Source organism: Luteimonas saliphila (genome assembly GCF_016774335.1).
Lineage (GTDB): Bacteria > Pseudomonadota > Gammaproteobacteria > Xanthomonadales > Xanthomonadaceae > Luteimonas > Luteimonas saliphila.
Genome location: NZ_JAETWA010000031.1, coordinates 151,158 through 160,463, shown reverse-complemented (window position 1 = coordinate 160,463; position 9,306 = coordinate 151,158). Strand labels below are relative to the sequence as shown.

Annotated in this window: 4 protein-coding genes; 1 reads left to right on the top strand and 3 read right to left on the bottom strand. The window is 67.7% G+C overall.

Features of this window, described 5'->3' with window-relative positions:
- Window positions 1-219 precede the first annotated feature (219 nt).
- From JMO03_RS08495 to JMO03_RS08485, 3 genes are all read right to left on the bottom strand, one after another.
- Entirely contained in the window at window positions 220-1,377 is a 1,158-nt protein-coding gene (locus tag JMO03_RS08495; RefSeq protein WP_202842433.1) for an isovaleryl-CoA dehydrogenase, read from the bottom strand.
- 444 nt (window positions 1,378-1,821) lie between these two features.
- Window positions 1,822-2,922, bottom strand: coding sequence for a Glu/Leu/Phe/Val dehydrogenase (locus tag JMO03_RS08490; protein WP_202842431.1), 1,101 nt, complete (start codon window positions 2,920-2,922; stop codon window positions 1,822-1,824).
- Window positions 2,923-3,188: 266 nt separating this feature from the next.
- Window positions 3,189-4,817 (bottom strand): phospholipase D family protein, encoded by a 1,629-nt coding sequence (locus tag JMO03_RS08485; protein ID WP_202842429.1) that lies wholly within the window; start codon window positions 4,815-4,817, stop codon window positions 3,189-3,191.
- Between the two features lie 540 nt (window positions 4,818-5,357).
- Here JMO03_RS08485 and JMO03_RS08480 point away from each other — a divergent pair.
- Window positions 5,358-9,296 carry a methylmalonyl-CoA mutase family protein gene (locus JMO03_RS08480; protein WP_202842451.1) on the top strand — a complete coding sequence of 1,313 codons (3,939 nt, stop codon included), beginning with the start codon at window positions 5,358-5,360 and terminating at the stop codon, window positions 9,294-9,296.
- Window positions 9,297-9,306 lie beyond the last annotated feature (10 nt).

Here is a 9,306-nt window from a genome sequence, read left to right as displayed (position 1 = left end):
GCGGGCACGCCGTCGGGCCCCCTGCTGTCATTTCGACCGGAGGGAGAAATCCCGGAGGCGGAGTAGATCTCTCCCTGCGGTCGAGATGACAGGGGTGTGGAGCGGATCTCTCCCTGCGGTCGAGATGACAGGGGGGCGGAGCAGATCTCTCCCTGCAACGCGGCGCGCGGCAAGCCGACGATGCGGTTGCCGCAACCCGAGGCGACGCGCTGCGGCCGATCAGTGATTCCCGGCGAACAGCTCCCGCCCGATCAGCATCCGCCGGATCTCGTTGGTGCCGGCGCCGATCGCGTACAGCTTCGCATCGCGCAGGATGCGCCCGGTCGCGTACTCGTTGATGTAGCCGTTGCCGCCCAGCGCCTGGATCGCCTCCAGCGCCACCTGCACCGCGGCCTCGGACGCATGCAGCAGGCAGCTCGCGGCATCGATGCGCGAGCGGTGCCCGGCGTCGTAGTCGCGCGCCACCTGGTAGGCGAAGGCGCGGCTCGACTGCAGTGCGGTGTACATGTCGGCGATCTTCGCCTGCATGATCCCGAAGCTGCCGATCGGCTGGCCGAACTGGCGGCGGTCGCGCACGTAGGGCAGGGCGATGTCGAGCGCGGCCTGCATCAGGCCCAGCGGCCCGCCGCTCAGCACCAGGCGTTCGGTATTGAGTCCGCTCATCAGCACCTTGACGCCGTTGTTGACCTCGCCGAGCACGTTCTCCGCCGGGATCTCGCAATCCTTGAACACCAGCTCGCAGGTGTTGGAACCACGCATGCCGAGCTTGTCGAGCTTCTGCGCGGTGGAGAAGCCCTTGAAGCCGCGCTCGACGATGAAGGCGGTCATGCACTTCGATCCCAGCTCGCGGCTGGCGGTGCGCATGTACACCACCAGTATGTCGGCCTCGGGGCCGTTGGTGATCCACATCTTGTTGCCGTTGGCGATCCAGGTGTCGCCCTTGAGCTCGGCGCGGCAGGACATCGAACCCACCACGTCCGAGCCCGCGCCCGGCTCGCTCATCGCCAGCGCGCCTTTCCGTTCGCCGCTGCACAGCCTGGGCAGGTACTTCTCGCGCTGGGCCTGGTTGCCGTTGGCGTAGAGATTGGACACGCACAGGTTGGAATGCGCGCCGTAGCTCAGGCCCACCGAACCGGACGCGCGCGAGATCTCCTCCATCGCCACCAGGTGGGCGAGGTAGCCCATCTCGCTGCCGCCGAACTCGCCCGGCACGGTCATGCCCAGCAGCCCCAGCTCGCCGAGCTTGGCCCACAGCTCCTGCGGGAAGGCGTTGTCCTCGTCGATCGCGGCCGCGCGCGGCGCGATTTCGGACTCGGCGAAGCGGCGCACCGCCTCGCGCAGGCTGTCGATGTCCTCGCCGAGGGGGAAAGTCCGCATGCCGCGCTCCGTCTGGATTGGTTTCACATGCTACAACGCGACCGCTTCGGCGCGCCCATCCGCCTTCGGCACCTTGCGTAGCCCGGATAAGGCCAAAGGCCGCATCCGGGGTAGGGGACGGTTCCACCGCGATAGGGAGATTCACCCCGGGTGCGCTTCGCTTACCCGGGCTACGGATTGCGCTTGGTGCGCCTTCGGCACCTTCCCCCACGTAGCCCGGATAAGGCCGCAGGCCGCATCCGGGATGTGGGGTCGGCCGCGACGAAAGGTGGCCTTCCCGGTACGGAATTGGCGGGCGCTCGCATCGCGCCTTCGGCGCGCCCTCATCCGCCCCTTCGGGGCACCTTCTCCCGTGGAACGGGAGAAGGGAGAGCGGGGTGGCGGTACGTTGGGCGAATTCCCCGGGTGCGCTTCGCTTACCCGGGCTACGGCGTTGCGCGGAACTCAGAGTCCGCGCACGCGGCCCTGGAAGCGTGGGGTGCTGCGGCCCATCGGGAGCTTGAGCTTGCCGATGGTCTGGATGCGTTCCTCGGCCAGGCGGTCGGCGGCCTGGTAGGTCGGGATCCGGTCGCGTTCGGCGATCTCGAAGATGCGGGCGAGGTTGTGGTAGATCGTGCGCATCATCCGCATCGCGCGTTCGCGGTTGTAGCCGTCGATCTCGAGCGAGATGTTCATCACCCCACCCGCGTTCACCGCGTAGTCGGGCGCGTACAGGATGCCGCGCCGCGCGATCTCGTCGCCGATCGCGTTGTTGGCCAGCTGGTTGTTCGCCGCGCCGCAGATCACCTTCGCCTTGAGCCGCGGCAGGGTGTTCTCGTTGACCGTGCCGCCCAGCGCGCAGGGCGAATACACATCCGCCGGCACGTCGTAGATCTCGTCCAGGCCCACGGCCACGGCGCCGAGCTCGCTCACCGCGCGCTCGACCAGCGCCTGGTTGATGTCGGTGACGAAGATCTTCGCACCACGCTCCTTGAGCAGCTTGGCGAACTCCATGCCCACGTGGCCCAGGCCCTGCACCGCGTAGGCGTACTTGCCGACCTCCTCGTCGCCGAACTTGCGGTTGAGCGCGGCCATCAGCCCCTGCAGCGTGCCGTAGGCGGTGAACGGGGAGGGATCGCCGGAGCCGCCGTGCACCTGGTGCACGCCGGTGACGAACTGGGTCTCGCGATAGACGTATTCCATGTCGTTGACGTCGATGCCCACGTCCTCGGCGGTGATGTAGCGCCCGCCCTGCGAGTCGACGAACTGGCCGAACGCGCGGAACAGCGCTTCGGACTTGTCCTTGGCCGGGTCGCCGATGATCACCGCCTTGCCGCCGCCCAGGTTCAGGCCGGCCACCGCGTTCTTGTAGGTCATGCCGCGCGACAGCCGCAGCACGTCGTCGAGCGCGTCCTGCTCGGTCTTGTACGGCCACATCCGGGTGCCGCCCAGGGCCGGGCCGAGCACGGTGTTGTGGATCGCGATGATGGCCTTCAGGCCCACGTCCGGGTTGTGGCAGAACACGACCTGTTCGTGGCCGTAGCTCGCAAGCTTCTCGAAAATCATGGATAAAACTCCGTCGAGGGGCACCGCGCGTGCTGCGTGCGGGGCCTCTGATCAGGTGGCAAGTGATTGATTCGGCTGGAATGTGGCCCGGAAGCGGGCACGGGTGGCGTGACAGGCGCGGCATTCTACGCCCCTCGTCCGCGAATTGCCCGTGACGCCCGCAGCCGGGGCCGAAACCGGGGTCAGAGTCGACTTTCCCCGGGCTCGCCTCGGCCGGCGCGACAATCGTGGGAAAGTCGACTCCGACCCCGGTTTCGCCGGTTTCGCTACAACTGCGACTCCAGCGGCAGCCAGCCGACCACCCGCGCCAGCCCGCGTTCCCACATCGACGTTTCCGGCTCGTGCTCCAGCACCACCGGCGGCTCCACCGCGCGATCCAGCCAGCGCAGGCGGTCCTCGCCGTCCAGGTACACCCAGTAGCTGTGGTCGGGCCCCGACAGGCGCAGGTATTCGTCGCGCAGCGCCACCGCCAGCCCCGGATCGTCAAACAGCACGCCCATCTCGGTGTTGAGCTCGATCGAGCGCGGATCGATGTTGAACGAGCCGATGAAGCCATAGCGATCGTCCACCACGATCGCCTTGGTGTGCAGGCTGGCGCCGCTGCTGCCGAACAGGCTGGCGTCGGACTGCGTCGCCTGCGGGCGCATCTCGTACAGCTTCACCCCGGTCTCGAGCAGCGCCTCGCGGTAGTTGGCGTAGCCGCCGTGCACCGCGAGCACGTCGTTGGCGGCCAGCGAGTTGGTGATCACGCCCACGTGCGCGCCACGCTGGCGCACCAGCGTCGCGAGCGCGGCCACGCCCTCGTCGCCCGGCACGAAGTAGGGCGACACCAGCAGCGCCTTGTGTTGCGTGCGGCGCAGCTTCTCGACCAGTTCCACCACCAGGCCCTCGGTGCGCGCCTGGCTCTTCCACTTCAGCGGCGGATCCGAGAGCACCCGGATGCGGTCGGACCAGTGCGGCGTGAGTTCCTGGGCGAAGTAGGCGCGCACGCTCGGCGACAGGTCTACCTGGTCGAGATAGCGACGCGCGGTCGCGCTGCGGGCCTCCTCCTTGATCGACCCGAGCACCGCCTCGAGCGTGCGCCGCGGCTTGCGGTTGAGCTGCGCGATCGGCACCACCGCCTCGCTGTTCCAGAACGTGTCGAAGATCGCGCTGGCCTGTTCCACCGCCGGGCCGAACAGCAGCACGTCGAGGTCGCGGAAATTGGTTTCGTCGTGCGCGGCGAAATACTCCAGCCCCACGTTGCGACCGCCCACCACCGCCACCCGCCCGTCGGCGATCCAGGCCTTGTTGTGCATGCGGTAGGTGACGCTGAACATGCGTTGCACCATCTCCAGCACGCGCGCCACACCGTCGCGGTTGCGGAACGGGTTGTACACCCGGATCTCGATGTTCTCGTGCGCGTCCAGCGCCAGTAGCGCCGCGTCGTGCCCGGAGGTGTTGATGTCGTCGAGCAGCAGGCGCACGCGCACGCCGCGCTCGGCCGCCTTCCACGCCTCGTACATCAGCAGGTGGCCGGTGAGGTCATCGTGCCAGATGTAGTACTGCAGGTCGAGGCTGCGTCCGGCCTGGCGCGCCGACAGCGCCCGCGCCGCGAACGCATCCAGCCCGTCGGGGACCATGATCGCGCCGGTCTTGCCCGGGTTGCGCGCCAGCAGCGGTTCGAGTTCGCGATCGAGCGCGGTCTGCCCCGGCACGATCGCCAGCGCATGGCCCTTGCTGCCGGTGGCCGGCGGCATCAGGTGGTCGGCCAGCAGCACGCCGCTGAGCACCAGCGCCGCCAGCGAGAACAGGCCCCAGGCCAGGATGCGCTTGATGCGCTGCTTCACGGTGAGCGGCGGACGCTTCGGGCGCCGCGCGCGGGGCGAACGTTTCGAGGATGGGTTGCGAGTCATGCCGGGCAGTTTGGCATTTCGTTCGGCGGGTGGGGGCGTAGCCCGGGTAAGCAAAGCGCACCCGGGGCCCCGCGCGAAAGATCCACGCCACCGCCGGCCCTCACCCCAACCCTCTCCCGCAAGCGGGAGAGGGAGCGGAGGCGCGGAGAGGAAAGGGAGCGCGAGAGGGAAAGGGAGCGGGAGGGGGAACGGGAAAGGGAGGGGGAACGGGAAAGGGAGGGGGAACGGGAAAGGGAGGGGGAACGGGAAAGGGAGGGGGAACGGGAAAGGGAACGGGAAGGAGCAGGCGCGCAAACAGAGCGGGAGCGACCCGCTCCTCCCTTCTCCCGCTTGCGGGAGAAGGTGCCCCGAAGGGGCGGATGAGGGCGCGCCGAAGGCGCGACCCGTAGCCCGGGTAAGCGAAGCGCACCCGGGATTCGCCGTTGCGTCGCGACCGAACCCCCACCCCGGATGCGGCCTGCGGCCTTATCCGGGCTACGAAGGGCGCAAACCGCACCGCGCTACAATCGGTTCCAACTGAAATCAAGCCGGAACCGCGCCATGGCCACGCCCGCCGACCGCCTCCCCGACGCCAGGCCCGACACCACCCCGCTGCGCTTCGTCACCGCCGCCAGCCTGTTCGACGGCCACGACGCCGCCATCAACATCATGCGCCGCCTGATCCAGGCCCAGGGCGCCGAGGTGGTGCACCTGGGCCACAACCGCAGCGTCGAGGACGTGGTGCGCGCCGCCCTGCAGGAAGACGCCGACGCCATCGCCCTGTCCAGCTACCAGGGCGGCCACGTCGAATACTTCAAGTACATGGTCGACATGCTGCGCGAACGCGGCGCCGGCCACATCCGCGTCTTCGGCGGCGGCGGCGGCACCATCACCCCCGAGGAGATCCGCGAACTCGAAGCCTACGGCGTCGAACGCATCTACCACCCCAACGACGGCATGAAGATGGGCCTCGTCGAGATGATCGAGGACGTCGTCAGGCGCGCGGAGCAAAACCGCGAAAACCGGGGTCAGAGTCGACTTTCCGCCTGGAATCCCCAGCCGCCAAAGGGCACGGGGAAAGTCGACTCTGACCCCGGTTTTCCGTCCCTCGACGACGAGATCGCCATCGGCCGCATGCTCAGCGCCATCGAGGATGGCGCTTTCTCCGAGGCCGAACTGGCCCTGCAGCGCAAGGGCTGGGCGAAGCCCCGCTCTTCCGAATCCCCAATCCCCAATTCCCAATCCCACCGGCACGCGGCGCCGGTCATCGGCATCACCGGCACCGGCGGCGCCGGCAAGAGTTCCGTCACCGACGAACTGCTCAACCGCTTCCTCGCCAGCTTCCCGAAGATGCGCATCGCGGTGATCAGCGTCGATCCCACCCGCCGCCGCAGCGGCGGCGCACTGCTGGGCGACCGCATCCGCATGAACTCCCTGCGCAGCCACCGCGTCTACATGCGCTCGATGGCCACCCGCCGGCAGAACGTGGCGACCAACGCGGTGCTCAAGGACTGCATCGGCTTCCTCAAGGGCCTGGGTTTCGACCTTGTGATCGTCGAGACCGCCGGCATCGGCCAGAGCGATTCGGAGATCGTCGACCTCGTCGACTTCCCCGTCTACGTGATGACCAGCGACTACGGCGCCGCCAGCCAGCTCGAGAAGATCGACATGATCGATTTCGCCGAGCTGATCGTGCTCAACAAGTACGACAAGCGCGGCGCCGAAGACGCCCTGCGCGACGTGCGCAAGCAGTGGAAGCGCAACCGCACCGCCTTCCAGACGCCCGACGAAGATGTGCCCGCGTACCCCACCATCGCCAGCCAGTTCAACGACCCCGGCATCAGCTGGATGTTCGTCAACCTGTGCCGCCTGCTGCGCGCCAAACTCCATCCCGCAGCCGCCGCCCCCCCTGTAGGAGCGGCTTCAGCCGCGACCGCTCCCCCCACGCACGCCCCCACCACCCCACACACCCCGAAACCCGCCTCCGGCACCACCCCCGCCGCCGCCAACGACGCGTCCGTGGTTGCAGATGCGTCGGGACCGGGCCTTCATGCCAAGGGCATCGCGGCTGAAGCCGCTCCTGCGGGAAGGTCGGGTGGGGGGGAAGTGCGATGCGACTGGCAGCCGCAGCTCGACACCACCCTCAAGGAACCCCGCGCCACCGTCCTCATCCCCGGCGCCCGCGTGCGCTACCTGGCCGAGATCGCCGAACAGGGCAGGGCGATCAACGCTTCCATTGAAAAGCAGGCAGAAGCCGCCGACCGCGCCCAGTCCTTCTGGCAGTCCCTGAAGGAACTCGAAGACCCCCAGCTTCCCCACCAACTCGCCCTCTACCCCCCCGAATCCCTCACCCCCCACCCTGTAGGAGCGGCTTCAGCCGCGCCCCCCCGTCAATCCGGCGACACCGAGCGTCCGCCCCCCACGCGAGACCCGGTCGCGGCTGAAGCCGCTCCTACGGAGGCAGGCGACGCGGTGGTCGACCGAACCCTGATCACCCTCCGCCAACGCTACAACGACGCCGTCCAGGCCCTCACCCCCGAAAACCTCCGCAACCTGCGCGACTGGCCCGCCCGCCTCAAATCCATCACCGACGACGTCACCGAATACGAAGTCCGCGGCAAAAAGATCCGCGTCGAAAACTACCGCGACTCCCTCAGCCACCAGAAAATCCCCAAGATCGCCGCCCCCACCTACAGATCCTGGGGCGAACTGCTCACCTTCCTGGCCAAGGAAAACCTCCCCGGCAGCTACCCCTACACCGGCGGCGTCTACCCCTACCGCCGCACCGGCGAAGACCCCATCCGCATGTTCGCCGGCGAGGGCACGCCCGAGCGCACCAACCGCCGCTTCCATTACCTCAGCGCCGGCCAGCCCGCCGCCCGCCTGTCCACCGCCTTCGACAGCGTCACCCTCTACGGCGAAGACCCGGCCGAACGCCCCGACATCTTCGGCAAGATCGGCAACTCCGGCGTCAACATCCCCACGCTCGACGACATGAAGAAGCTCTACTCCGGCTTCGACCTGTGCGCGCCCACCACCAGCGTGTCGATGACCATCAACGGCCCGGCGCCGATCATCCTCGCGCTGTTCATGAACACCGCCGTCGACCAGCAGATCGAGAAACACCTCAAGGCCGACGACGCCCGCTGGACCGAAGCCCAGCGCAAGATCGACGCCTTCTTCGACGGCAAGCCGCGCCCCGGCTACCACGGCGACCTCCCGCCCACCAACGACGGCCTGGGCCTCGCCTTCCTCGGCATGACCGGCGACCAGCTGGTTGAACCTGAGGTCTACGCCCGAATCAAGGCGGAGACGCTGGCCACCGTGCGCGGCACCGTCCAGGCCGACATCCTCAAAGAGGACCAGGCCCAGAACACCTGCATCTTCAGCACCGAGTTCGCGCTGCGCATGATGGGCGACATCCAGCAGTACTTCGTCGATCACAAGGTGCGCAACTTCTACTCGGTGAGCATCTCCGGCTACCACATCGCCGAGGCCGGGGCGAACCCCATCAGCCAGCTCGCCTTCACCCTGAGTAATGGTTTTACCATCGTCGAGTACTACCTGGCGCGCGGCATGAAGATCGACGACTTCGCGCCCAACCTGAGCTTCTTCTTCTCCAACGGCATGGACCCGGAGTACACCGTCATCGGCCGCGTGGCCCGCCGCATCTGGGCACGCGCCATGCGCGAGCGCTACGGCGCCGGCAGCCGCAGCCAGATGATGAAGTACCACATCCAGACCAGCGGCCGCAGCCTGCACGCGCAGGAGATCCAGTTCAACGACATCCGCACCACGCTGCAGGCGCTCTACGCCCTGTTCGACAACTGCAACAGCCTGCACACCAACGCCTTCGACGAGGCCATCACCACGCCCACCGAAGACAGCGTGCGCCGCGCCGTGGCCATCCAGATGATCATCAACAAGGAGCTGGGGCTGAACTTCTGTGAAAACCCCTGGCAGGGCAGCTTCATCGTCGACCAGCTCACCGACCTGGTGGAAGAGGCCGTCTACAGGGAGTTCGAAGCCATCAGCGAGCGCGGCGGCGTGCTGGGCGCCATGGACACCATGTACCAGCGCGGCAAGATCCAGGAAGAGTCGCTCTATTACGAGCACAAGAAGCACGACGGCAGCCTGCCGCTGGTGGGCGTGAACACCTTCCTGCCCAAGCAGCACGCGGGCGAAGTGGCCACCGAGATCGAACTGATCCGCTCGACGCCGGAAGAAAAGGCCCAGCAGATCGGTAACGTCAGAAACTGGCAGCAGGGCCGCAACCCGCTGGCGCCCGAAGGCGAAACCCTGCACGCCCACGTGGTGGAAGACGACGCAGCCGCCGCCACCGAGCCCCACGACGGCCACGGACTGGCGTATCTTCAGGACACGGCGCGGCGGCGGGGGAATGTATTCGCGGCGCTGATGGACGCGGTGAAGACGCATAGCCTGGGGCAGATCAGCCATGCGTTGTATGACGTGGGTGGGGAATACAGAAGGAATATGTGATCAGATCAAG